This is a genomic window from Comamonas sp. C24C, from assembly GCF_053345995.1.
Genome location: NZ_JBKFBC010000009.1, coordinates 29,830 through 52,434, shown reverse-complemented (window position 1 = coordinate 52,434; position 22,605 = coordinate 29,830). Strand labels below are relative to the sequence as shown.

Here is a 22,605-nt window from a genome sequence, read left to right as displayed (position 1 = left end):
GTCCCGTTGCCTGCTTTTTGAGCAGGCTTCTCGGGTCGGAATTGGCAGCCCCGCTGCCATCCATGTTCCGGCTGTCTTCAGTGCATCAGGCAGTGCCTGACTGCCTGTCATCGCCTCATCTCACAGGTCTTCGACCTTCTCTGTCTTCTGCTGTGCCATGGGCTGGCTGCGGGGGCAGTGACTTCACAATTCAAGGAGAACCACCGGCATGCGCTTGCGTACTGGCATTGCTTGTTCCACATGTTTGACTCTTTTGTCTGCCGCTCTGCCTGCGGCAGCCCAGTCTTCCAACGTCAGCATTGGCGGTCTGATCGACGGCGGCATCTATCGCGGCTTTGATGGCACGGCCCAGGCCGGCACGATCCAGCGCAGCAATCTGGCGATTGCGGGCTGGGAAGATCTGGGCGGCGGTCTCAAGGCCACCTTCCGCCTGAGCGCGCGTTTCGATATCGACACCGGGCGTCTGGAGGATCAGGGCAGCAAGCCGTTCTGGCATGACGAGTCCACGGTGGGCCTGCAAGGCGGCTTTGGTCATCTGCGCCTGGGCCGCGCCCTGTCGGCCATGTGGTCGCAGGACTGGAAGTTCGACCCCTGGGCCAATTTCAACCGCATTTCCTCGCCGGCCTGGTACCAGTGGCACTACCTCACGCCTACCGACCGCTACAGCAACAACGGCACGGCCGAATATGGGCGCATGGCCAACGGCATTTTTTACGACTCGCCCACGGTGGGCGGTTTCACCCTGCATCTGAGCGCCTCGCCGGAGCGAACCGAGGTGCCGCTGACCTTGCGCCGTGAGGGGCGTGGCTATTCGGCCTCCCTCAACTACGACTCTGACAGCCTGAGCGGCATGCTGGCCTTCGAGCGCAACGGCAGCGGAGACAAGGACACTTTCGTGGCTGGCAAATACCGCTTTGGCGCGGCCGCCGTGATGGCCGCCTGGGACTATTCGCGCGTGGCCCAGACGGCACTCTCGGCCAAGGCCGTGACGCTGGGTGCCACCTACCAGATGGGGCAGACCACGCTGAAGGCCGGCTATGGCCGCCAGCGCATGCAGGAGCAGACCAACCATTTCTATTCCCTGGGGGCCGACTACGCGCTGTCCAAGCGCACCACGCTCTATGCCAGCCTGGGGCGCAAGAGCTACGAGTACGGTGCGGACTCGGGAACTTCGTTCGGTGTTGGCATGGCTCACGCTTTCTGAACCCCAGCCTCCCGTCCTCCAGCCGCAGCCTTGCTGCGGCTTTTTTGCGCCCGGCGCGAATGTCCAACAAGAGTTGAGGGAATTAAATCCGCCAGTTTTGGGGTGTTTGTCCGCCTTTGCGCGGACGGCCCAGCACCGTTTCTGGCCCTGATCCAGGCCTTGTCCTGGCAAAAACCGCCAAATACTGTGTTTTTTGCCGATATCTACGCTCTTCCTCGTTGAAATTCAACGCATGAATCCGATGCATTGCGCTGAATTGAGTGCACAAGGGTGGCAGTTGACGGAAGTTATGGCTGAATGTTTCGAATGTGCGCTGAAAATCTGTCAAATGCAATGAAATGGCATTCAAAGATAGCGCTTCTTGCGGCAACTCTTTGGTGGGCAACTATTTGCATGCGGGCTCTGTAAATCCTTGATTTTTTTGCCCAAAATGCGCGGCATTCCCCCGATTGAGGAGAGACCGCGATGTCCTATTCCGTGCCCGAGCAAGACAACCCAGTGCGCGCCGCCGACGCGCAGCAAGCCGCCGCCTGCGGCAGCCAGACCATGCACTGGCATGCGCCGGCCAAGCCCGTCGCGGCCCCCGAAGCGCAGCGCTGGCCCGTGGAGGCAGTGCAGTCCCTGCTGGATATGCCATTTCTGGATTTGCTGCACCGCGCCCAGAGCGTGCATCGCGAGCACTGGCCGGCGGGCGAGATCGAACTGGCGACCCTGCTGTCCGTCAAGACCGGCGGCTGCCCCGAGAACTGCGGCTACTGCCCGCAGTCGGCCGAGTTCGATACGGGAGTGAAGGCCGAGAAACTGATGAGCGTGGAGGAAGTCACCCGCGCCGCCAAGGCCGCTCAGGATGCCGGAGCCACCCGCTTTTGCATGGGCGCCGCCTGGCGCGCGCCCAAGGACCGCGACATCGAGAAGATGAACGAGCTGATCGGTGCCGTGAAGGGGCTGGGCATGCAGACCTGCGCCACGCTGGGCATGCTGCAGCCGCACCAGGCGGCATCGCTGCGCGATGCGGGTCTCGACTACTACAACCACAATCTCGATACCGCGCCCGAGTACTACAAGGATGTGGTCAGCACGCGCCAGTACCAGGACAGGCTGGACACGCTGGCGGCCGTGCGCGATGCGGGCATCAGCGTGTGCTGCGGCGGCATCATCGGCATGGGCGAGACCGAGGTCCACCGTGCCGGCCTGATTGCCCAGCTCGCGAACATGCAGCCCTATCCCGAGTCCGTGCCCATCAACAGCCTGGTGCCCGTGCCCGGCACGCCGCTGGCCGACAGCGAGCCGGTGGATCCGCTGGACTTCGTGCGTGTGATCGCCGTGGCGCGCATCACCATGCCCAAGGCCCGTGTGCGCCTGTCGGCGGGCCGTCAGCAACTGGGCGAGGCCGTGCAGACCCTGTGCTTCATGGCCGGGGCCAATTCCATCTTCTACGGCGACAAGCTGCTGGTGACCGGCAATCCCGATGTGGAGGCCGATACAAGCTTGATGCGCAAGCTGGGCCTCAAGGGCCTGGGGACATCGGCCGCAAGCTGATCCCTGAATCTCCCCCGGCCATTGCGTCGGGGCTTCTCTTTCCGGATTGCCTAGCCTGGCATCTTGCGCAGGTCGGGCCCTGCCGTGCCTGCGATCTGGCAAGGCGGTGATTCGCCTCAGGAGTTTTTGATGGACCACAGTCTTGCCGGCCGCAGCGTGCGCCATGTCTGGCACCCTTGCACCCAGATGAAGCGGCACGAAGCCGCGCCGCCGATTGCCATCGACCATGCCAGCGGTCCCTGGCTGGTGGATACCGATGGCCGTCGCTATCTGGACGGAGTCAGTTCCTGGTGGGTCAATCTGTTCGGTCATTCGCATCCGCATATCCGGGCGGCGCTGACCGAGCAGTTGCAGAAGCTCGATCATGTGATGCTGGCCGGTTTCACCCACGCCCCCGTGGTCGAGTTGTCCGAGCGCCTGGCCGGCCTGACCGGCCTGGGCCATGCGTTCTACGGCAGCGACGGCGCTTCGGCCACCGAGATCGCGCTGAAGATGAGCGCCCATTACTGGCGCAACCAGGGGCAGCCTGCCAAGCACCGTTTCGTGGGTCTGGCCGGCGGCTACCACGGCGAGACCGTAGGCGCGCTGTCGGTGACCGATATTGCGCTGTTCCGCGACGCCTACGGCCCTCTGGTGCGCCTGTCGGCCACCGTGCCCAGCCCCGATGCACGCCAGGCCCGGCCCGGCGAATCCGCTGCCGATGTGGCGCGCCGCGCAGCAGAGGGCCTGGAGGCCTGGCTGCAAGTGCATCACCAGGAGACTGCTGCCCTGATTCTGGAGCCGCTGGTGCAGTGCGCCGCCGGCATGGCCATGCATGACGCCGAATACCTGCGTCTGGCCCGGGCGCTGTGCGATCGCTATTCAGTGCATCTGGTGGTGGATGAGATCGCCGTGGGCTTTGGCCGTACCGGCAGCCTGTTTGCCCATCAGCAGGCAGGTGTCAGACCGGACTTCATCTGCCTGTCCAAAGGCTTGACGGGCGGCACGCTGCCCTTGTCTGCCGTGCTGACGACCGATGAGGTCTATGCCGCCTTTTATGACGACGATGCTGCGCGCGGCTTTCTGCACTCGCACTCCTATACCGGCAACCCGCTGGCCTGCCGCGCTGCCGTGGCCACGCTGGAGCTGTTCGAGCAGCTGGACCAGCTGGCTGCCAACCGGCAACTGGCTGAAAAAATCAGTGCTGCATTCGCCGGGCTGAATGCTCACCCCCGCGTCAGCAACGCGCGCCAGCAGGGAATGATCTGGGCCTGGGACATCGATACCTCCTTGCCGGACTTTGCACAGCGCTACAACCAGGCGGCGCTGGACCTGGGCCTGCTGCTGCGCCCCATAGGACGCACGCTGTACTGCATGCCGCCCTATGTGCTGGACGATGCCGATATCACCCACCTGGGTCAGGCCGCGCTGACCGCGCTGAACACCACCTTGCAGCAGGAAGCGGAGCTTGCCGCGAAGAAGGGAAAAGCATGATCGGCTGTTTCGTCACGGGCACCGATACCGGTGTGGGCAAGACCCTGGCCAGCTGCGCACTGCTGCACGCGCTGGCAGCCCATCATTCGCGCGTGGCGGGAATGAAGGCCGTGGCCGCAGGCGCCGATCCCGACGGGCAGGGCGGCTGGGTCAACGAAGACACGGTGGCCCTGCGCGCTGCCTCCACGCTGGCTGTGCCGGCGGCGCTGGACAACCCCGTGCTGCTGCCAGATCCCATGTCGCCGCATATCGCGGCCCGGCGCGCGGGCGTGGAGGTGACGCTGGCTCCGATTCTGGACGCCTACCGGCAATTGGCGGCGCAGGCCGATGCCGTGGTGGTCGAGGGCGCGGGCGGCTGGCGCGTGCCGCTGTCCGAGACTCTGTGCATTGCCGATCTGGCCGTGGCGCTGCAGCTGCCGGTGGTGCTGGTGGTGGGCCTCAAGCTCGGTTGCCTGAACCATGCGGTGCTGACGGCCGAGGCGATTCGCGCCGCCGGCTTGCCGCTGGCGGGCTGGGTGGCCAGCCGTGTGGAGCCACAGATGCTGGTGCCGGAGGAAAACATGGACTGGCTGCGCAACCAGCTGGGACGGCTTGGTGCGCCGCTGCTGGCCGATATTCCCTGGCAGGCCAATCCCGATCCTCGCCTGACCAGTTTCTCTTTGCCCAAGGAATGGCAATGACCACATCTTCCAATTTCTGGCTGCAGGATATTCCACGGCAGCTGGCTGCCCTGGACGCCGCCGCACTGCGCCGCACCCGCCGTACCGTGGCGCCCTTGGAAGGCGCGCGCATTCTGGTCGACGGGCAGCCCATGCTGCAGTTCTGCAGCAACGACTATCTGGGGCTGGCCCAGCACCCAGCCATGATCGAGGCGGCCTGCGCGGGGGCGCAGGACTTTGGCGTAGGCTCGGGCGGCTCTCCCATGGTCAACGGCCACAGCACGGCCAATGCCGCGCTGGAGGAAGAGCTGGCCCGCTTTGTGCAATTGCCCCGTGCGCTTTATTTCTATGCCGGGTTTGCCACCAATGCCAGCATCATCCCGGCGTTGGTGGGCGCGGACGATGCCATTTTTTCGGACGCTCTGAACCACGCCAGCCTGATCGATGGCTGCCGCCTATCGCGCGCGCAGATCCACCGTTTCGGGCATGGCGACCTGGCCGCATTGGAGCAGTTGCTGGCTGCCTGCGCGGTGCAGCGCAAGCTGGTGGTGAGCGATGCCGTCTTCAGCATGGACGGCAATGTGGCTGATATCGAGGGTCTGCTGGCGTTGTGCGAGCGTTACGACGCCCTGTTGCTGCTCGACGATGCCCACGGCTTCGGCGTGCTTGGCCCGCAAGGCCGCGGCAGCCTGGCGGCCGCAGGGCTGACGGGGGCCAATGCTTCGCCACGCGTGCTGTACATGGCCACGCTGAGCAAGGCGGCCGGCGTCTCGGGCGCCTTTGTGGCAGGGCATGAACTGCTGATCGAGTGGCTGCTGCAGAAAACGCGCAGCTATACCTTTGCGACAGCTGCACCCGCGATGCTGGCGCGTGCATTGCAAACCAGTCTGCAGCTGATAGAGCAGGAAAGCGCCCTGCGCCTGCAGTTGCAGGCCCGTATCGCCCAGTTGCGCGCGGGTCTGCAGCCCTTGTTGCAGGGCAAGGGCTGGCGGCTTTTGCCATCGGACACCGCCGTGCAGGCGCTGGTGGTGGGCGGCAACGACGCTGCGCTCAGCCTTATGGAGGGGTTGAGCCGTCATGGCCTATGGGTGCCGGCGATCCGTCCCCCCACCGTGCCTGTGGGCACGGCACGGCTTCGCATCGCCCTGTCGGCGCTGCACACCGAGGCAGACGTGAACCAGCTGCTGGCGGCGCTGCAGGAGCTGGCAGGCTGACACTGCCGGGCGGCGGGGCCTGCACTGTCAGGCCAGGGGCGCACAAGGCCCTGGCTCTGGTCTTCGTCGATTTGACCGTTAACAAACCGAACTCTCCGACCCCTGGTCCGTTCGTGGGCCCGTGGTGCGATCGCGCTTGGGCGCGTGCGGATTCTTGATTCTCAACCTCGCAGCCAGGAGCGATTTTGATAGGTTTTTCTAGAGGTCTGGCCGCGTCGCTGGGCATGTTTGCGCTGGGTGCGGCATGGGGCCAGTCTTCCCAGGTCCAGATCAGCGGTCTGCTTGATCTGGGCATTTATCGCGACTTCAAGGGCACGGCACAACTGGGCACGATTCAACGCAGCCACATCACATTTTCGGGTGTCGAGGATCTGGGAGGCGGACTCAAGACCACGTTTCGCCTCAGCCACCGGCTGGATCTGGACACCGGTCTGAACGAAGGCTTTGGGCAAAAGCCCTTCTGGCACGGTGAATCCACCGTCGGCCTGCGCGGCGACTGGGGGCATGTGCGCCTGGGGCGGGCGTTGTCGGCACTCTGGGCCCATGACTGGAAGTTCGATCCCTGGGGCCATATCAATCGCGTGGCCTCCTCGGCCTGGTACCAGTGGTTCTATTACGCGCCCACGGATCGTGTCAGCAACAACGGCGCGCCCGAATTCGGCCGTACGCCGAACGGCATTTTCTATGACTCGCCCACGCTTGGCGGCTTCACCCTGCACCTGAGCGGATCGCCTGAGCGTACCCAGGGAGCGGGCGGTGGCAAGCCCTATGCGGCATCGCTGGAATATGCCCGTGGCCCGCTGTCAGGCCTGCTGGCGCTTGACCGCAACGGCAGCGGCGACCGGGCCTTGTTTGGGGCCGTCAAGTACCGGCTGGGCGTCACCACACTGGGCGAAACGACGCTGATGGCTTCGACCGACGACAGCCGCAGGGCACAGGGCCTGGGGCGCTCGCGCGTGCTCTCGGTCGGTGCTACGCACAAGCTGGCCGCACAGACCACGCTCAGGGCCGGCGTGGGGCGGCAGAAGCTCGATGACGATACCCGTCTGTTCTATTCGCTGGGCGCAGACCATGCGCTGTCCAGACGCACCACGCTATACCTCAGCCTGGGCCACCAGCGGCTGGACCACAAGGGCGGCAGCACCTCGCTGGGCGCAGGCATGTCGCACGCCTTCTGAGTTCATCAAGAAGTCGCTGCCCGCGGCCTACCTGCCCACACCTTCCACCAGCTTGGGCACGCGGGGAGCCACGGCGCACATCAGCTCATAGCCCAGCGTGCCGGCGGCAGCGGCCACCTCGTCGATGGGCAGCACGGCGCCATTGCTGGCGCGGCCCCAGAGCGTGACCTCGCTGCCCTGTCTGGCCCTGGGCACGGGGCTCAGGTCCACGGCCATCATGTCCATGCTGACGCGGCCCAGCGTGCGGGTGCGCACACCTTCCACCAGCACCGGCGTACCTGTGGGGCAGACGCGCGGATAGCCGTCCGCATAGCCGCAGGCCACCACACCCAGACGCAGCGGAGCGTCGCACTGGAAGCGCGAGCCATAGCCCACGGTATCTCCGGGCTGCAGCTCCTGAATGCCTATGATTTTGGACGACAGCGTCATGGTCGGCTCAAGCCCCCAGTGGGCCGCGTCGTGAGCGGGGAAGTCTGGCGAGCTGCCGTAGAGCACGATGCCGGGGCGCACCCAGTCGCAGCGCACATTGCTCTCATCGCCATACAACAAGGTGGCGGCGCTGTTGCTGATGCTGCGCTCGCCGGGCAGGTCCAGCGTGGTTTCGTGGAAGACCTTGAGCTGATGGTCGATGCCATGTGCCACGTCGGCATCGCTGAAATGGGTCATGAACGAGATCTCGTCGACCTGGGGCAGGGCGTTCAGCCGCGCATAAGCCGCACGAAAACGCTCGGGTGTAAAGCCCAGCCGGTTCATGCCGCTGTTCATCTTGAGGAATACACGGTGACCGACCTGGGTCTTGTGGGCGGCCAGCCAGTCGATCTGTTCGTCGCAGTGCACGGCATGCCAGATACCGAGGCGCGAGCAGATTTCCAGGTCGCGCAGCTCGAACACGCCTTCGAGCAGCAGGATGGGGCCGCGCCAGCCCAGTTGGCGCACGCGCTGGGCTTCATCCAGGTCCAGCATGGCAAAACCGTCCGTCGCTCGCAGCCCCTCAAACACGTTTTCGATACCGTGGCCATAAGCGTTGGCTTTGATCACGGACCACAATTTGGCATCCGGGACGGCTTGCCGTACCCGCTCCAGATTGTGGCGAACGGCTTCAGGATGGATGGTGACAGTAATGGGACGAGGCATGGTTTTTCTCAATCAGACCAGTGGGATTCTGGCACTGTCAGCCGGAGCCTGCGTGATATAACCGCCAGTCACTTGCCACGGGGTCTCTTATTTCTTGGCATCGGTCCGCCCGGTGCCAGTTACAGCTAATTCATGAAGCGCGGTTTCTACACCATCATGTCAGCGCAGTTTTTCAGCTCGCTGGCAGACAACGCCTTGTTTGTGACCGCTGTAGAGCTGTTGCGTGCCAATGGTGCCCCCGAGTGGCAACGTGCTGCCCTGGTGCCCATGTTCGCACTGTTCTACGTGGTTCTGGCGCCCTTTGTCGGAGCCTTTGCGGACGCCTTGCCCAAGGGACGGGTCATGTTCATCAGCAACGCCATCAAGGTGGTGGGCTGTCTGATGATGCTTTTCGGCCATCATCCGCTGATCGCCTACGCCATCATCGGCCTGGGCGCAGCGGCCTATTCGCCGGCCAAGTACGGCATCCTGACCGAGCTGCTGCCGGCCTCCCAGCTGGTCAAGGCCAATGGCTGGATCGAGGGCCTGACCATCACCTCCATCATTTTGGGAGTGCTGGTGGGCGGCCAACTGGTGGGGCCGACCATCTCCGAGCATCTGCTGGGCTTTGACTTCCCGTATTTCAGCACCGGCGTGGATAGCCCGGCCGAGGCCGCGATTGCCGTGCTGATCCTGATCTACATCGTGGCGGCCTGGTTCAATCTGCACATCCCGCTGACAGGCGTGGCCATGCGTCCGCTGCGTGAAGACCCGAGCAAGAGCCTGCTTGCCAATCTGCTGGGCCTGCTGCCTGATTTCTGGCGCTGCAGCAAACGCCTGTGGGCCGACAAGCTGGGCCAGATCTCGCTGTCCACGACCACGCTGTTCTGGGGCGCGTCGGGCAATTTGCGCTACATCGTGCTGGCCTGGGGCGCTGCGGCCCTGGGCTACAGCACCACCCAGGCATCTGCCCTGGTAGGGGTGGTGGCCATAGGCACGGCCGTCGGTGCGGTGCTGGCCTCCATGCGCATGCGCCTGGACAATGCCACGCGGGTGATTCCCATGGGCGTGCTCATGGGCCTGCTCGTGGTCTGCATGATCTTTATCGACAATCTCTGGGTGGCCGTGCCCTTCCTCATTCTGCTTGGCGGTCTGGGCGGCTTCCTGGTCGTTCCCATGAATGCGCTGCTGCAGCACCGCGGCCACAACCTCATGGGTGCGGGTCGCTCGATTGCGGTGCAGAACTTCAACGAGCAGCTGGCCATCCTGGCCATGGGCGGTTTCTACAGCCTGTCCACCAAAATGGGATTGACTGCTTTTGGTGCGATCACGGTATTCGGTCTGCTGGTCGCCGCTACCATGGTGCTGATCGGCCTCTGGCACTGGAATAACTGCAAAAAGCACCCGCAAGAGGTCGAGAAACTGCTGGACATCGCCCGTCGCGACTGCCATTGAAGCCCTGCAGCCAGCGCGCTGCATTTACTACACTATCAATAGCTTCTAGCGCTTGCAGAGTAAGCGTTAGAAGCCTTTTTTATGCATAGTCCACTGCCTGTATTTGCGCTGCTGCTCAATGCCCTGATCTGGGGTCTGTCATGGTGGCCGTTTCGTCTCATGCATGAGGCCGGCCTGCATCCGCTATGGGCCACGGCACTGATGTATGCACTGGTGCTGGCTGGTCTGCTGACGCTGCGCCCGGCCAGCCTGAGGCAGGCCTGGCAATACCCGGTGCTCCTGCTGCTGGCGGCCAGCTCGGGCCTGAACAACGTGGCCTTCAACTGGGCAGTGACCGTGGGCGACGTGGTGCGCGTCATCCTGCTGTTCTATCTCATGCCGGCCTGGGCGGTACTGCTGGCCTGGAAGCTGCTGGGCGAAAAGCCCACGCCGATGGCGCTGCTGCGGCTGTTGCTGGCCTTTGGCGGTGTGGTGCTGGTGTTGCTGCCCGCCGATGCCTCGCTGTCGGGGCTGTTTGCCGGACTGACCCTGGCCGATGCGCTGGCCGTGTTTGGCGGCTTCATGTTCGCGTTGACCAATGTGCTGTTGCGCCGCTTTCAAGGCATTCCGGCCCAGGCCCGCATGCTGGCCATGTTTGCCGGCTGCATGAGCATGGGCCTGCTGACAGCCCTGAGCGCCAGCAGCCTGGGCGTGGTGCCGGGCTTTCCGGCCTTCGACGGCAGCTGGGTCCAGGTGGCGCTGGGTCTGGCCGTGCTGCTGATGCTGGGCAACTGGGCCCTGCAATTCGGTGCCGCCCATCTGCCGTCGGGCGTGACTTCGGTAGTCATGCTCAGCGAAGTGGTGTTTGCCAGTGTCTCCTCGGTGCTGATCGCCCATGAGGCGCTTTCGGCGCGCACGCTGGCCGGTGGCGCCCTCATCATGGGCGCGGCCTTGCTGGCGACCTTGGGCAGAATCCCGAGAAAGTAGCCCGCAGCGACACCAGAGCATCCTGCGGGAGCCGCGCCGCAGCGAAGCGCTGGCCGGGTTACAGGAGCTTGCCGGCCAGGATCAGATATCCGGGAACCCAGCCCGTGAGCACGCCTTGCGCGATGCACAGCCAGCCCGTGGGGCGCTCAATGCTCTTCCTCAGGGCCAGCAGTGCGAAGAACAAGGCCCAGAGCACGGCCCAGGCAGCCCAGTTGACGCCCATCCACCAGTCCAGCCCCGAGCTGGCGCTGGTCAGCGTATCCAGGGCCACGGGAACGGCGGTGACCGCCACGAACAGGCTGAACCAGCCCAGACCCCGGCCGTCAGCACCGCTGAAGCGATTGAAAGCCACCCAGAGATAGGTGAATGCGAACAGCAGGGTCAGCGCACCGCTCTTGACCGATGCCGCGTCGGCCGCCGGGCCGAATATGCTGGCCAGGCCAATGCATAGCGACACCACGCCGGTGAAGATGTTGATGACCCAGATTTCCTTGTCGGCAATCTTGCCCAGCATCCACAGGCCGTTGAGAAACAGCACGGCACCCACATAAAACAGCGACAAACCCAACCACATACAAAAGCTCCTTGGCTGCAGGCTGGTGCAGCGCGGCGAGGATTGTGGGGCCGTGCGGGGTAGGGCGTAACCCTGGGTGAACGCAAAAGAGTCTTGCGCCGTGGGTCGGGAATGGGCTCAGAACGCCCCATCCCGACTGCCACGCAGACGGCGGTACAGCGTGCCGCGCGAGATGCCCAGGGCGCGCGCGGCCTGGGAGACATTGCCGCCATGCTGGTCCAGCGTATCCCTGATCAGCTGCGCGCCGTGCTCGCGCAGCGTCGCGAGAGGCGGTGCCTCGGCGACATGCGTTGCTTCGGGGGCTACGGGGCAGGCCAGGTCTTCCGCGCTGCTGGCGTCCAGGTGCGTGCCAAGGCCGTGCGAAGTTTGCAGATGCGCCTGCATCCAGACGCCCAGGCCGCTGGCCAGGCGCAGGGGCGCGGGGCCGGGCTGGCCGCTCAGTTGCAGCAATCGCGGCAGATCATGGCCCAGCAGCTCCAGCGCGCTGCACGCTGCATGCCCGGGCTGGCCGATGAGCTGGGCAGCGGTGCCGTTCATCCAGGCGACGCGGCCATCGGCGGCCACGCCCATCAGCGCCTGCAGCGGCGTATGCAGCAGGGCTGGCGTCACCTGAAAGCGCAGCACCAGATGCTCGTGCGACTGCGCCTGCAGCAAGGTGTTTTCGATGGTCGTGGCGTACATGCCGACCACGGGACTGGCGCCGAAGCTGAAATGCTGCTCCTCCACCATCAGGTTGAGCACCCCGGCCAGGCGGCCGTGCACGTCGCGTATCGGTGCTGCTGCGCAGCGGAAGGCGTGCAGCTCGTCGAAATAGTGCTCGCCGTTGGTGACGGTGCAGGCCTGGCCGGTGGCGGCGACGATGCCCGGTGCGGTCGTGCCCATGGCCTGCTCGGACATGTTCAGGCCGACCCGCTCGTCACGGGGCCGCATGGATGCCGGGGAGACATGGAGCACGATGCCCTTGTCGTCCGTCAGCATCACGCGCGTGCCGGTGCCCGCCAGGGCCTGCTCCAGGGTTGGCAGCTCGTGCTGCAGCGCGAGCAGCAGGCCGCGGCAGCGCTCCTGCGTGGCATGCAGCCGGCTGGGGCTGACGGGAGCCAGAGCCAGCCGCCGTCCATTGCAATGCTGGCGCTGGCTGCGCAGCCAGGACTGGATGACCGCCTCGCTGACCAGGCCCGAGGGACGTATGCCGGCCTCGAAGAACTGGCGGCGAGCCTGCAGGGCACGCTCCGCACCGGTGCTCGAGAAGCACTGCTGTAGCGCGTCCATCGCGCGTGGCTCATCAACGCTCATGTCATGTCCAGGCTGTTCGCAGGAGCGGTCAATGTGTTCCGCAATGGAACAGTTCGAGCCTGGGGAAATCCCGATCATGAAGAAAAACAGGCGATACACCATGCTTTGCGGCATAGCAATCACAACAGGAGACATCGATGAAACGGCTGATCGACAACTCTCATGGATGGCCCGGCCGCATGGCCTGGATGCTGGCCGCCTGCCTGGGGAGCGCAGCGGCTTTCGCGCAAACCGACCCCGCAGCGCAGGCCGCTGCCGCCGTGCAGCGCGTCGACGGCGCCTTCATCCGCGCCAATGCTGCCAAGACCCCTGACTGGCCCACCATCGGCGTGGACTATGCCGAGACCCGCTACAGCCGCCTCGATCAGATCAATGCCGCCAACGTCAAGGACCTTGGCCTGGCATGGTCGTACAACCTCGAGTCCACGCGCGGCGTGGAGGCCACGCCTGTCGTCGTGGACGGCATCATGTACGTCAGCGCTTCATGGAGCGTGGTGCATGCCATCGACACCCGTACCGGCAACAGGATCTGGACCTATGACCCGCAGATCGACCGCAGCACCGGCTTCAAGGGGTGCTGCGACGTCGTCAACCGCGGCGTGGCGCTGTGGAAGGGCAAGGTCTATGTGGGTGCGTGGGATGGCCGTCTGATCGCGCTGGACGCCGCCACCGGCAAGGAGGTCTGGCACAAGAATACCTTTGAGGGGCAGAAGGGGTCGCTGACCATCACCGGCGCGCCGCGCGTGTTCAAGGGCAAGGTCATCATCGGCAACGGCGGTGCCGAATATGGCGTGCGCGGCTATATCACGGCCTATGACGCCGAGACCGGCGAGCAGAAATGGCGCTGGTTCAGCGTACCCGGCGATCCGTCCAAACCCTTCGAGGACGAGTCCATGAAGCGCGCCGCCAGGACCTGGGACCCCAGCGGCAAATGGTGGGAGGCCGGCGGCGGCGGCACCATGTGGGACAGCATGACCTTCGATGCCGAGCTCAACACCATGTACGTGGGCACGGGAAATGGCTCGCCCTGGTCGCACAAGGTGCGCAGCCCCAAGGGCGGCGACAACCTGTATCTGGCCTCCATCGTGGCCCTTGATCCCGACACCGGCAAATACAAGTGGCACTATCAGGAAACACCGGGCGACAACTGGGACTACACCTCCACCCAGCCCATGATCCTCGCCGACATCAAGATCGCCGGCAAGCCGCGCAAGGTCATACTGCATGCGCCCAAGAACGGTTTCTTTTTCGTGCTCGACCGCACCAACGGCAAGTTCATCTCGGCCAAGAACTTCGTGCCCGTGAACTGGGCCAGCGGCTACGACAAGCACGGAAAGCCCATCGGCATTGCCGCAGCGCGCGACGGCAGCAAGCCCCAGGACGCGGTGCCGGGCCCGTATGGCGCGCACAACTGGCACCCCATGTCCTTCAACCCGCAGACGGGCCTGGTGTATCTGCCTGCGCAGAACGTGCCCGTCAACCTGATGGACGACAAGAAATGGGAGTTCAACCAGGCCGAACCGGGCAAGCCCCAGTCGGGCACTGGCTGGAACACGGCCAAGTTCTTCAATGCCGAGCCGCCCAAGAGCAAACCTTTCGGCCGCCTGCTGGCCTGGGACCCCGTTGCGCAAAAGGCCGCCTGGAGCGTGGAGCATGTCTCGCCCTGGAACGGCGGCACGCTGACTACGGCTGGCAATGTGGTGTTCCAGGGAACGGCTGATGGCCGCCTCGTGGCCTATCACGCGGCCAGCGGCGAGAAACTGTGGGAAGCGCCCACGGGCACCGGTGTGGTGGCAGCGCCCAGCACCTATATGGTGGACGGCAAGCAGTATGTCTCGGTGGCCGTGGGCTGGGGCGGTGTCTACGGTCTGGCTGCACGCGCCACCGAGCGCCAGGGGCCGGGCACGGTCTATACCTTCGTTGTGGGCGGCAAGGCCAAGATGCCGGAGTTCGTGGCCCAGCGCACGGGCCAGTTGCTGCAGGGCGTGAAATACGATCCCGCCAAGGTCGAGGCCGGCACCATGCTGTATGTGGCCAACTGTGTTTTCTGTCACGGCGTGCCGGGAGTGGACCGTGGCGGCAACATTCCCAATCTGGGCTATATGGACGCGAGCTATATCGAGAACCTGCCCAACTTCGTCTTCAAGGGCCCGGCCATGGCGCGCGGCATGCCGGACTTCACGGGCAAGCTGTCGGGCGATGACGTGGAGTCCCTCAAGGCCTTCATCCAGGGCACGGCGGACGCCATTCGGCCCAAGCCCTGAAGCCTGCACTTCACCACGCCGGTACGCCGGACCGCCGGCCCGCCGGTGCGTCCCAGCCACGCACCGGCGGGCCCAGATTGCAAACCTCTTCTTTTGACTCGATACCAAGGAAACAGCCTTATGCAAGACCATCTGCAGTTCTACATCGACGGCCAATGGGTGAACCCGGTCAGCCCGCGCAGCCTGGACGTCATCAATCCCTCCAGCGAGCAGGCCATCGCCCGCATCAGCATGGGCTCGGCCGCCGACGTGGACAAGGCCGTGGCCGCCGCACGCCACGCCTTCGAGAGCTACTCGCGCACCAGCCGCGAAGAGCGCCTGGCCCTGCTGGCCAAGGTGCTGGAGGTCTACCAGCGCCGCTACGGCGACTTTGTGCAGACCATCTCGCAGGAGATGGGGGCGCCGCTGTGGCTGTCCAAGGCGGCGCAGGCCGCCATGGGGGTAGCCCATCTGGGCTCCACCATCGAGGTCCTCAAGAACTTCGCCTTCGAACAGGTGCAGGGCAGCACGGCCGTCGTGCATGAACCCGTGGGAGTGGTCGGCATGATCACGCCCTGGAACTGGCCCATCAACCAGATCATGTGCAAGGTCGCTCCGGCCCTGGCTGCTGGCTGCACCATGGTGCTCAAGCCCTCGGAGGTCGCTCCGCTCAATGCCCTGCTCGTGGCCGAGGTGCTGCACGAGGCGGGCGTGCCGCCCGGCGTCTTCAACCTCGTCAATGGCGACGGCCCCGGCGTGGGCGAGGCCATGTCCTCCCACCCGGGCATCGACATGATGACCTTCACCGGCTCCACGCGCGCAGGTATTGCCGTGGCCAAGGCCGCGGCCGACAGCGTCAAGCGCGTGGCCCAGGAACTGGGCGGCAAGTCCGCCAACATCGTGCTGGACGACGCCAACCTGCAAAAGGCCGTGACCCAGGGCGTGCAGGCGGTGCTGATGAATTCGGGCCAGAGCTGCAATGCCCCCACGCGCATGTTCGTGCCGCGCGCCCTGCATGGTCAGGCCGTGGAGATCGCGCGCAGCGTTGCCGCCGCAGCGACCGTGGCCGATGCGCTGGCCGAGGGCATGCACATGGGGCCCGTGGTCAGCGAGGCGCAATGGGGCAAGATCCAGGCCCTTATCCGCAAGGGCATTGAAGAGGGCGCGACCCTGGTGGCGGGCGGTACGGGCCGCCCCGAGGGGCTGACCCGGGGCTACTTTGTCAAACCCACGGTGTTTGCCGACGTGAGCAACGACATGACCATCGCGCGCGAGGAAATCTTCGGTCCCGTGCTGGTGATGATTCCCTACGACGACGAGGAAGACGCCATCCGCATGGCCAACGACACGGTGTACGGCCTCTCGGGCTATGTGCAGTCGGGCAGCCTGGAGCGTGCGCGCCGCGTGGCCGCGCGCCTGCGTACAGGCATGGTGCACCTCAACGGCGCGGGGCCTGACTTCAATGCGCCGTTCGGCGGCTACAAGCAGTCAGGCAATGGCCGTGAATGGGGCGAGCACGGTTTCCGCGATTTCCTGGAAACCAAGGCCGTCATGGGCTACGGCGCGGCCTGATCTATTCAAAATCAATAGCTGCTGGTGCCTATTAAATGGGCATCAGCAGCTATTTTTTATTGAATATTCTGCTGGCGACGACGCGCGCGTTCCAGCTGCTGGGCGACCTGGCGCGGATTCATGCCGTACATCTCGGCGAACTCCTGCTCCGAAGTCTGGCCGCTGAGCTGGAAGGAGCGCAGCAGCGCTTCGTCCTTGGCGGCACGGGCGTCGGCCTCGGCCAGCGCATCGGCCACCAGCGCATTGGTCTTTTCGTCACGGCCCTGCACGCGCTCGGCGTAATCCTCGCGCGTGAGACCGGAGGCTTCGTAGGCGACGACGATACGGTTGCGTAGCTTGGGCGTCAGGTCTTCCTGCGTGCGCTGCTGGCGGCGGCGGAAGACTTCGATCAGCGCGTGGTGAACATGCTCGGGCAGCGTGGCCTCCACGGGCTGGCCGCTCAGGTCATGGCGCTGCTGGCCGCTGGCCATGGCCGCCAGATAGCGACCGGAGCGGGTGTGCTGCTGCAGCGCGCTCTTGAGAGCGTCCTTGTCCAGCTCCGGGTGGGCGGCCAGCAGGTCTTCAAAAATGCCGCGCTTGAAGGGCAGCAACTGCTCGCCGAACAGGGCCGGGTGCCACTGCGCCAGCTGCTCCAGCAAGGGATGTTGCGGACGTGTGGCCTGCGGGGCGGCTTTGGCTGCAGGAGCCGGGTTCTGGCGGCCACGGCCGCCTCGGCGCGAGCGTGAGCCGGGCTGCGAGTCCTGCACGCTGTGCTGCGATGCCGCTTGCGTGGCTTTCTGCTCTTGTGATTCAGACACGATTTCAGTCATGGCAAAGCCCGTGGGCCTGGGAAAACAAAACCCCCAATCATGCCAGCATTGCAAACTGCAGTGGCATGCGGGGGTGTCAGCCGGTGGCCAGCGCCTGATCCAGCAGCTCCACCCAGTGCATGACCGGGACTTCGGTGCCGTTTTGCAGATGGACGATGCAGCCCATATTGGCCGAGAGAATCGCTGCGGGCTTTTCGGGCGCGAACGGTTCGTCCAGTGCGGCGATCTTGCGGTCGCGCAACTGGTGCGAGATTTCGGGCTGCAGCACCGAGTAGGTGCCGGCAGAGCCGCAACACAGATGAGATTCGGTGCGCGCCACGCGCAGATCGAACCCCAGCTCGCGCAGGCCCGCCTCCACGCCGCCGCGCAATTTCTGCCCATGCTGCAGCGTGCAGGGCGGGTGGTAGGCCACGGGGGCCCGGGGCACCGTGATGCGGTCCTTGAGCTTGTCCACCAGCTCGGGCAGCATGTCGGGCAGCAATTCGCTGAGGTCGCGGGTCAAGGCGCTGATGCGCGCGGCCTTGTCCGCGTATTGCGGCTCCAGCCGCAGCAGATGCCCGTACTCCTTGACGGTGACGCCACAGCCCGAGGCGTTCATCACGATCGCCTCGACTTCGCCGCGTTCCACCAGCGGCCACCAGGCGTCGATATTGGCGCGCATCTGGGCTTTGCCGCCGTCCTGGTCGTTGAGGTGGAATTTCACCGCGCCGCAGCAACCGGCCTTGTCGGCAATCACGGTCTGCACGCCCATGGCGTCCAGCACGCGGGCCGTGGCGTAGTTGATGCGCGGCATCATGGCAGGCTGCACGCAGCCTGCCAGCAGCAGCACCTTGCGCGCATGTTCCCGTGCGGGCCAGGCCCCGGCATCCTGGGTGGCCGGTATTTTTTCGCCCAGCGACTCGGGCAGCAGGCCTTTGACGGCGCGGCCCAGCTTCAACGCGGGGGCGAACAGCGGGGAGTTCATGCCCTCCTTGAGCAGCCAGCGCTGCAGCTTCTCGCCCGTGGGGCGTTCGACCTGTTCATCGACGATCTTGCGGCCGATATCGACCAGATGGCCGTACTGCACGCCGCTGGGGCAGGTGGATTCGCAGTTGCGGCAGGTCAGGCAGCGGTCCAGGTGCAGCTGCGTGGCCCGCGTGGGTGTCTGGCCTTCGAGCACTTGCTTGATCAGATAGATGCGGCCACGCGGGCCGTCCAGCTCATCGCCCAGGGTCTGGTAAGTGGGGCAGGTGGCGGTGCAGAAGCCGCAATGCACGCATTTGCGCAAGATGGCTTCGGCCTCCTGGCCTTCTGGCGTGGCACGGTATTCGGGCGCGAGATTGGTTTGCATGGGGTGCTGTCCTTGTTCTTACCAATGCGCCGAGAGACGGTTCACATTGAGAATGCCGGCGGGGTCGAAGGCCTGCTTGAGACGGACATGCAGCTGTGCCGATGTGCGGCCTGCCGGGCTGGCCTGTGCATGCGTGTCGAGATCGCTATTGGCGCTTGTCTGGCTGCCTTCCTCGGCCCTGAAAAGCGAGGCGGAGCCACCGGCTGCCTGCGCCAGCTGCTGCAGGGCTGCGGCGGCCGAACGCGGGGCCTGCACCCAGCGCTGTGCGCCATGCCAGTCGATCAAGGGGCCGCCGGCATCGCCGGGCAATTGCAGCGGTGCTGCGGTCGCGGGAACGGACAGACGCCACAGACAATGATTGGCAGCGCGCTGTTGGAACCAGGGCAGGCTCAGATCGCGGCTGGCGCTCCAGTCGGCGGCGACGGCATCATTGTCCAGCCGCTCGCCACCCAGGCGCAGCGTGGCAGCCTGCACGGCCGCGCGGGCACCGCGCAGGCGCAGATACAGCGTGCCCTTGCCGTCTTCTTCCAGCCAGTTGCTGGCATTGAGCGGCAGCGGCTGACCGCCCCAGTGATTGAGCCAGTCCAGTGCCTGCGCCTGGCTGCAGGCGTCAAAGCGCAGCGTGGCCTCGGCTGGAGCCACGGGCAGGACCTTGAGGCTGACTTCGGTGATCAGGCCCAGCGTGCCCCAGCTGCCCGCCATCAGGCGCGAGACGTCATAGCCGGCCACATTCTTCATGACCTGGCCGCCATAGCGCAGCAGCTCGCCCTGACCGTTGATCATCTCCAGGCCCAGCACGAAATCGCGCACTGCGCCCACGCTGGCGCGCGACGGGCCCGACAGGCCTGCGGCGACCATGCCGCCCACGGTACTGCCGGCACCCAGGTGCGGCGGCTCGAAGGCCAGGCACTGGCCCTGGGCGGCCAGGCTCGCTTCCAGCTCGGCCAGCGGCGTGCCGGCGCGCACGGTGACCACCAGCTCGCTGGGCTCATAGCTGACGATGCCGCTGAGCGCGCGCGTGGACAGCGGCTCGCCCTGCAGGCGCAGGCCGTAGAAGTCCTTGCTGCCGCCGCCGCAGATGCGCAGCGGGGTCTTGTCACTGGCAGCGGCGCGAATGCGCTCGCTGAGCTGATTGATTTGGCTGGTGGCTGAATCCATGGCCTGCATGGTAGCCGGGGCGCCCCCGGGGCAGGAAGGGCCGATCTTTGATTTTTTTGAAAAGCAGGCGTGAATAAAAAAAGCCCCGCAGCTTGCACTGCGGGGCAACGTAATGAAACTGAACTTGCGAAGAGCCTGCCGATTAGCGGGTGTAGGCCACCTCACCATGGGAAGTGATGTCCAGGCCTTGGCGTTCGGACTCTTCCGAGACACGCAGACCCACGGTCAGATCGGCAATCTTGTAGGCCACGTAGGAGACCACGCCGGACCAGACGATGGTCACCAGCACGCTCTCGACCTGCACCCACAGCTGATGGGCCATGTTGTAGCCCTCGGGCTCGATACCGCCCAGACCCTTGGCGCAGAACACGCCGGTCAGGATGGCACCCAGGATACCGCCGACACCGTGGACGCCGAACACGTCGCAGACGTCGTCGACCTTGAGCAGGTGCTTCAGGCCGGAGACGCCCCAGAAGCACAGAGGGCCTGCGATGATGCCCATGACGATGGAGCCCATGGGGCCGACGAAACCGGCAGCGGGCGTGATGGTCACCAGACCGGCCACAGCACCCGAGGCAGCGCCCAGCATGGAGGCCTTGCCGCGCAGCAGCGCTTCGGCCACGATCCAGGAGATGGCGGCAGCGCCGGTCGCCAGGATGGTGTTGATGAAGGCCAGGCCGGCAATGCCGTTGGCGGCACCGGCAGAGCCGGCGTTGAAGCCGAACCAGCCCACCCACAGCAGGGAAGCGCCCACCATGGTCAGCGTCAGGCTGTGAGGAGGCAGGGCTTCCTTGCCGAAGCCGATGCGCTTGCCCAGCATGTAGGCACCCACCAGGCCGGCCACGGCGGCGTTGATGTGCACCACGGTGCCGCCAGCGAAGTCCAGTGCGCCATCGGCACCCAGCAGACCACCGCCCCACACCATGTGGGCCATGGGGATGTAGCTGAAGGTGAACCACAGCACGGAGAACACGATCACGGCCGCGAACTTGATGCGCTCGGCGAACGCACCCACGATCAGCGCCACGGTGATGGCGGCGAAGGTGGACTGGAAGGCCACGAACACGTATTCGGGGATGGTCTTGAGCATGGACGACAGCGTGTCAGGCGTGATGCCCATGAGGAACAGCTTGTCGAAGCCCGCGAAGAACTTGCCTTCCCCGCCAAAGGCCAGCGAGTAGCCGTAGATGGCCCACAGCACGGTGATCAGCGAAAAGATCACGAAGACCTGCGCCAGCACGGACAACATGTTCTTGCTGCGCACCAGGCCGCCGTAGAACAGTGCCAGGCCGGGGATGACCATCAGGATCACCAGCATGGTCGAGGTCAGCATCCAGGCGGTATCGCCGGCGCTCAGGGTGGGAACAGCCTCGGCTGCGGCTTCGGCCACAGGTGCTGCTGCGGCGGCTGCGGTGGCGGCTTCCTGGGCAAAGCCAGCAGCGCTTGCAGCCAGCAGGCCCAGTCCCAGGCCTGCGCTCAATAATTTCTTGGTCATGGCAATCTTTCTCAAAACGGTTCCAGAGAGACTGAGCCTTTACAGGGCCGCGTCGCCGGTTTCTCCTGTACGGATACGGATCGACTGCTCCAGCGCCTGCACAAAGATCTTGCCGTCGCCGATCTTGCCGGTGCGGGCCGCGCCCTCGATGGCGTCAATGGCGGCGTCCACCAGATCGTCGGCAATCGCGGCCTCGATCTTCAGCTTGGGCAGAAAGTCCACCACGTACTCGGCACCGCGGTACAGCTCGGTGTGACCTTTCTGACGGCCAAAGCCCTTGACTTCGGTCACGGTGATGCCTTGGACACCGATTTGAGAAAGAGCTTCACGCACTTCGTCGAGCTTGAAGGGTTTGATGATGGCGATCACCATTTTCATGACGTGCTCCTGAAAAATTAGAAAGTCTTGGAGAGCGTCAGAATCAGACGCGCCTTGTTCACATCGCCGAAGTAGGCCTTTTTGTTGGCGCCGGTCACCGCTGCTGCTGCAGAGAAGCCGTCGCCCAGGTCATAGGCACCACCGACGCTGTAGTCCACATAGTTGGGAACGCCCAGGTCCTTGATGTCGCTGGAGAAATGGGTGTAACCAACTGATGCTTTCAGTGTCACCTTGGGCATCACTTCCTGGCTGTAGGAGAACTGCAGATAACCGGTGTTGCGACCCTTGAGACCCGAGCCCGCCTTGGCGCCGGCCCAGCCGAAGTAGTCCTTGGACACCGTGTGCGAGTACTTGGCCGTGAACGGACCATAGGTGCCGGAGCCGTAGATCTCGGTGGTGTTGCCGTTGGCATTGCCAGAGTAGACATAGGTCAGCATGCCCACGTCCCAGTCCACATCGGCGGCCTTGAACTTGTAGCCGCCGTAGAAGTCGGTTTCCAGCGAGTTGCCGGGCAGCCAGTCCACGGAGGAGTTCCAGTTGCCGACGTAGAAGCCGCTTTCGCCGAACGTGTAGTCGAAGCCGCCTTGCAGCGCAGGCTTGATGGCCTTGGTGCGGCTGGCGTCCTGGTCCTGACCGCGGAACTTGTAGTTGGTGGTCAGGGCGACGTTGGCGGAGAGCTGTGCATGGGCCCACATGGGGGCGACAACGGCGCAGGCCAGGGCAGCGGTCTTGGCGAAAGTCTTGAAACGGCTTGCAGCGGGACTAGGCATTCAGGGTTCCTCCGGTTTGAAAATTTCGTGGCAAAAATCTCGGATGAACTCTTAAAGCACAGACCGTGCCAGTCTCTGCGGCCGCCGCGGCGCGGTTCGCCGTCATCGGGCTGAAACAGGCAGCGGGCCATAGCTGTCGAGTACAAAAAGCTACGAATTTTCACAATCACTGAGCGCAACTT

The 22,605-nt window shown here is 64.8% G+C and carries 19 protein-coding genes; 10 read left to right on the top strand and 9 right to left on the bottom strand.

The features are described from left to right. Positions 1 to 208: 208 nt before the first annotated feature. The 6 genes from ACLBXN_RS16735 to ACLBXN_RS16710 all read left to right on the top strand — a co-directional run bounded on the left by ACLBXN_RS16735 (position 209) and on the right by ACLBXN_RS16710 (position 7,267). Positions 209 to 1,204 (top strand): porin, encoded by a 996-nt coding sequence (locus ACLBXN_RS16735; protein WP_447612886.1) that lies wholly within the window; start codon positions 209 to 211, stop codon positions 1,202 to 1,204. Between the two features lie 546 nt (positions 1,205 to 1,750). Next, positions 1,751 to 2,743 carry a biotin synthase BioB gene (gene bioB, locus ACLBXN_RS16730; protein WP_211458391.1) on the top strand — a complete coding sequence of 331 codons (993 nt, stop codon included), beginning with the start codon at positions 1,751 to 1,753 and terminating at the stop codon, positions 2,741 to 2,743. Positions 2,744 to 2,872: 129 nt separating this feature from the next. After that, positions 2,873 to 4,216 carry an adenosylmethionine--8-amino-7-oxononanoate transaminase gene (bioA, locus tag ACLBXN_RS16725; protein ID WP_447612885.1) on the top strand — a complete coding sequence of 448 codons (1,344 nt, stop codon included), beginning with the start codon at positions 2,873 to 2,875 and terminating at the stop codon, positions 4,214 to 4,216. Then, positions 4,213 to 4,896 (top strand): dethiobiotin synthase, encoded by a 684-nt coding sequence (gene bioD, locus ACLBXN_RS16720; protein ID WP_447612884.1) that lies wholly within the window; start codon positions 4,213 to 4,215, stop codon positions 4,894 to 4,896. The genes bioA and bioD overlap by 4 nt, the downstream gene beginning before the upstream one ends. Beyond that, the gene (gene bioF, locus ACLBXN_RS16715; RefSeq protein WP_447612883.1) at positions 4,893 to 6,089 is read left to right on the top strand and encodes an 8-amino-7-oxononanoate synthase; all 1,197 of its coding nucleotides are present in this window, start codon (positions 4,893 to 4,895) and stop codon (positions 6,087 to 6,089) included. Before bioD ends, bioF begins: the two co-directional genes overlap by 4 nt. Before the next feature lie 224 nt (positions 6,090 to 6,313). Continuing rightward, complete coding sequence (locus ACLBXN_RS16710; protein WP_211458389.1) at positions 6,314 to 7,267, top strand: porin; 954 nt, start codon at positions 6,314 to 6,316, stop codon at positions 7,265 to 7,267. Between the two features lie 27 nt (positions 7,268 to 7,294). Here the strand turns inward: ACLBXN_RS16710 and alr are convergent, their stop codons facing one another. Beyond that, the gene (gene alr, locus ACLBXN_RS16705) at positions 7,295 to 8,401 is read right to left on the bottom strand and encodes an alanine racemase (protein ID WP_447612882.1); all 1,107 of its coding nucleotides are present in this window, start codon (positions 8,399 to 8,401) and stop codon (positions 7,295 to 7,297) included. Positions 8,402 to 8,533: 132 nt separating this feature from the next. Here alr and lplT point away from each other — a divergent pair, with 132 nt between their 5' ends. After that, positions 8,534 to 9,835 (top strand): lysophospholipid transporter LplT, encoded by a 1,302-nt coding sequence (gene lplT / locus ACLBXN_RS16700; RefSeq protein ID WP_447612881.1) that lies wholly within the window; start codon positions 8,534 to 8,536, stop codon positions 9,833 to 9,835. Positions 9,836 to 9,916: 81 nt separating this feature from the next. Next, positions 9,917 to 10,801, top strand: coding sequence for a DMT family transporter (locus tag ACLBXN_RS16695; protein WP_447612880.1), 885 nt, complete (start codon positions 9,917 to 9,919; stop codon positions 10,799 to 10,801). A gap of 58 nt (positions 10,802 to 10,859) precedes the next feature. Here ACLBXN_RS16695 and ACLBXN_RS16690 read toward each other — a convergent pair whose 3' ends face one another. Next, complete coding sequence (locus ACLBXN_RS16690; RefSeq protein WP_343677047.1) at positions 10,860 to 11,375, bottom strand: AmiS/UreI family transporter; 516 nt, start codon at positions 11,373 to 11,375, stop codon at positions 10,860 to 10,862. Between the two features lie 117 nt (positions 11,376 to 11,492). Next, entirely contained in the window at positions 11,493 to 12,644 is a 1,152-nt protein-coding gene (locus ACLBXN_RS16685) for a helix-turn-helix domain-containing protein (RefSeq protein ID WP_447612983.1), read from the bottom strand. 161 nt (positions 12,645 to 12,805) lie between these two features. Here ACLBXN_RS16685 and ACLBXN_RS16680 point away from each other — a divergent pair, with 161 nt between their 5' ends. Together ACLBXN_RS16680 and ACLBXN_RS16675 are read left to right on the top strand one after the other, a co-directional pair. Then, positions 12,806 to 14,932, top strand: coding sequence for a PQQ-dependent dehydrogenase, methanol/ethanol family (locus ACLBXN_RS16680; RefSeq protein ID WP_447612879.1), 2,127 nt, complete (start codon positions 12,806 to 12,808; stop codon positions 14,930 to 14,932). Between the two features lie 120 nt (positions 14,933 to 15,052). Then, entirely contained in the window at positions 15,053 to 16,483 is a 1,431-nt protein-coding gene (locus ACLBXN_RS16675; RefSeq protein ID WP_447612878.1) for an aldehyde dehydrogenase family protein, read from the top strand. 56 nt (positions 16,484 to 16,539) lie between these two features. Here the strand turns inward: ACLBXN_RS16675 and ACLBXN_RS16670 are convergent, their stop codons facing one another. The 6 genes from ACLBXN_RS16670 to ACLBXN_RS16645 all read right to left on the bottom strand — a co-directional run bounded on the left by ACLBXN_RS16670 (position 16,540) and on the right by ACLBXN_RS16645 (position 22,423). Then, positions 16,540 to 17,292 (bottom strand): ProQ/FinO family protein, encoded by a 753-nt coding sequence (locus ACLBXN_RS16670; protein WP_447612877.1) that lies wholly within the window; start codon positions 17,290 to 17,292, stop codon positions 16,540 to 16,542. A gap of 76 nt (positions 17,293 to 17,368) precedes the next feature. Continuing rightward, positions 17,369 to 18,622 (bottom strand): glycolate oxidase subunit GlcF, encoded by a 1,254-nt coding sequence (glcF, locus tag ACLBXN_RS16665; RefSeq protein WP_447612876.1) that lies wholly within the window; start codon positions 18,620 to 18,622, stop codon positions 17,369 to 17,371. Between the two features lie 18 nt (positions 18,623 to 18,640). Continuing rightward, positions 18,641 to 19,789 carry a glycolate oxidase subunit GlcE gene (glcE, locus tag ACLBXN_RS16660; RefSeq protein WP_447612875.1) on the bottom strand — a complete coding sequence of 383 codons (1,149 nt, stop codon included), beginning with the start codon at positions 19,787 to 19,789 and terminating at the stop codon, positions 18,641 to 18,643. Between the two features lie 133 nt (positions 19,790 to 19,922). Continuing rightward, a complete protein-coding gene (locus ACLBXN_RS16655) occupies positions 19,923 to 21,275 on the bottom strand; it encodes an ammonium transporter (RefSeq protein ID WP_043007067.1) in 1,353 nt (450 codons plus the stop codon). Between the two features lie 39 nt (positions 21,276 to 21,314). Beyond that, a complete protein-coding gene (glnK, locus tag ACLBXN_RS16650) occupies positions 21,315 to 21,653 on the bottom strand; it encodes a P-II family nitrogen regulator (RefSeq protein ID WP_003059648.1) in 339 nt (112 codons plus the stop codon). 17 nt (positions 21,654 to 21,670) lie between these two features. After that, on the bottom strand, positions 21,671 to 22,423 hold the full coding sequence (locus ACLBXN_RS16645; protein ID WP_052224023.1) for a TorF family putative porin: 753 nt from the start codon (positions 22,421 to 22,423) through the stop codon (positions 21,671 to 21,673). Between the last annotated feature and the right edge of the window lie 182 nt (positions 22,424 to 22,605).

Excerpts from the sequence above, each read along its gene's own strand:
- lplT (WP_447612881.1), top strand. The coding sequence starts at position 8,534 with ATGAAGCGCGGTTTCTACACCATCATGTCAGCGCAGTTTTTCAGCTCG.
- ACLBXN_RS16655 (WP_043007067.1), bottom strand. The coding sequence starts at position 21,275 with ATGACCAAGAAATTATTGAGCGCAGGCCTGGGACTGGGCCTGCTGGCT.
- ACLBXN_RS16670 (WP_447612877.1), bottom strand. The coding sequence starts at position 17,292 with ATGACTGAAATCGTGTCTGAATCACAAGAGCAGAAAGCCACGCAAGCG.
- ACLBXN_RS16645 (WP_052224023.1), bottom strand. The coding sequence starts at position 22,423 with ATGCCTAGTCCCGCTGCAAGCCGTTTCAAGACTTTCGCCAAGACCGCT.
- glnK (WP_003059648.1), bottom strand. The coding sequence starts at position 21,653 with ATGAAAATGGTGATCGCCATCATCAAACCCTTCAAGCTCGACGAAGTG.
- ACLBXN_RS16710 (WP_211458389.1), top strand. The coding sequence starts at position 6,314 with ATGTTTGCGCTGGGTGCGGCATGGGGCCAGTCTTCCCAGGTCCAGATC.
- bioD (WP_447612884.1), top strand. The coding sequence starts at position 4,213 with ATGATCGGCTGTTTCGTCACGGGCACCGATACCGGTGTGGGCAAGACC.
- ACLBXN_RS16695 (WP_447612880.1), top strand. The coding sequence starts at position 9,917 with ATGCATAGTCCACTGCCTGTATTTGCGCTGCTGCTCAATGCCCTGATC.
- bioA (WP_447612885.1), top strand. The coding sequence starts at position 2,873 with ATGGACCACAGTCTTGCCGGCCGCAGCGTGCGCCATGTCTGGCACCCT.
- ACLBXN_RS16735 (WP_447612886.1), top strand. The coding sequence starts at position 209 with ATGCGCTTGCGTACTGGCATTGCTTGTTCCACATGTTTGACTCTTTTG.
- glcF (WP_447612876.1), bottom strand. The coding sequence starts at position 18,622 with ATGCAAACCAATCTCGCGCCCGAATACCGTGCCACGCCAGAAGGCCAG.
- ACLBXN_RS16675 (WP_447612878.1), top strand. The coding sequence starts at position 15,053 with ATGCAAGACCATCTGCAGTTCTACATCGACGGCCAATGGGTGAACCCG.
- alr (WP_447612882.1), bottom strand. The coding sequence starts at position 8,401 with ATGCCTCGTCCCATTACTGTCACCATCCATCCTGAAGCCGTTCGCCAC.
- ACLBXN_RS16690 (WP_343677047.1), bottom strand. The coding sequence starts at position 11,375 with ATGTGGTTGGGTTTGTCGCTGTTTTATGTGGGTGCCGTGCTGTTTCTC.
- glcE (WP_447612875.1), bottom strand. The coding sequence starts at position 19,789 with ATGCAGGCCATGGATTCAGCCACCAGCCAAATCAATCAGCTCAGCGAG.
- bioF (WP_447612883.1), top strand. The coding sequence starts at position 4,893 with ATGACCACATCTTCCAATTTCTGGCTGCAGGATATTCCACGGCAGCTG.
- bioB (WP_211458391.1), top strand. The coding sequence starts at position 1,751 with ATGCACTGGCATGCGCCGGCCAAGCCCGTCGCGGCCCCCGAAGCGCAG.
- ACLBXN_RS16685 (WP_447612983.1), bottom strand. The coding sequence starts at position 12,644 with ATGGACGCGCTACAGCAGTGCTTCTCGAGCACCGGTGCGGAGCGTGCC.
- ACLBXN_RS16680 (WP_447612879.1), top strand. The coding sequence starts at position 12,806 with ATGAAACGGCTGATCGACAACTCTCATGGATGGCCCGGCCGCATGGCC.